1 protein-coding gene is annotated in these 512 nt (G+C 56.6%); it reads right to left on the reverse strand.

Features of this window, described 5'->3' with window-relative positions; genetic code table 11:
• Positions 1-156 precede the first annotated feature (156 nt).
• A partial coding sequence (locus ACTIF6_RS26870) for a sulfatase-like hydrolase/transferase (RefSeq protein ID WP_439590750.1) occupies positions 157-512 on the reverse strand: 356 nt, incomplete at its 5' end.

Raw genomic sequence — 512 nt, forward strand, 5'->3', positions numbered from 1 at the left:
TCGTGTCTCTGGTGTCTCGATACATGCAAACCTCGCGCCACCTCTCAACTTGTTCAGCGTAGCCTTAAGGCCGCTTCGGGTAACAAGCTGCGATGCTTCAACGATTGCCGTGGGCGAATGTAGACGATAGCCGCTGAGCATTGCCCAGTGGTTGGGTCATTGCCTCTCTCTTTTTGGATTTCCTCCAACGACTGGGCCGGTGCGGCAGGATGAGAAGACGTCACGGTCGTTACGGTAGGTTGACGCCTGCGTCGAGGTCAGTCCAAGGATTGAGTGATAAAGGTTGTCGTGCGACAGCTGGTCCCTACGCGAAACCAGACAGTTTGCGTCGATCCCCAGTCGGTCCTGGGTGGCCTTTGGCAGCCATGCCATGAAGGGGACCTGCTTCTGGACCGTGGGCGCGAAGCTGTACGGCATACCGTGCAGAAATACGCCCTTCTCACCCAGCGACTCGCCGTGGTCAGAAACGAAAATCATCGACGAGTCGATCCGATCAGCCTGACTTTGCAATG

It is taken from the genome of Hydrogenophaga sp. (assembly GCF_051860785.1).
GTDB lineage: Bacteria > Pseudomonadota > Gammaproteobacteria > Burkholderiales > Burkholderiaceae_C > Hydrogenophaga.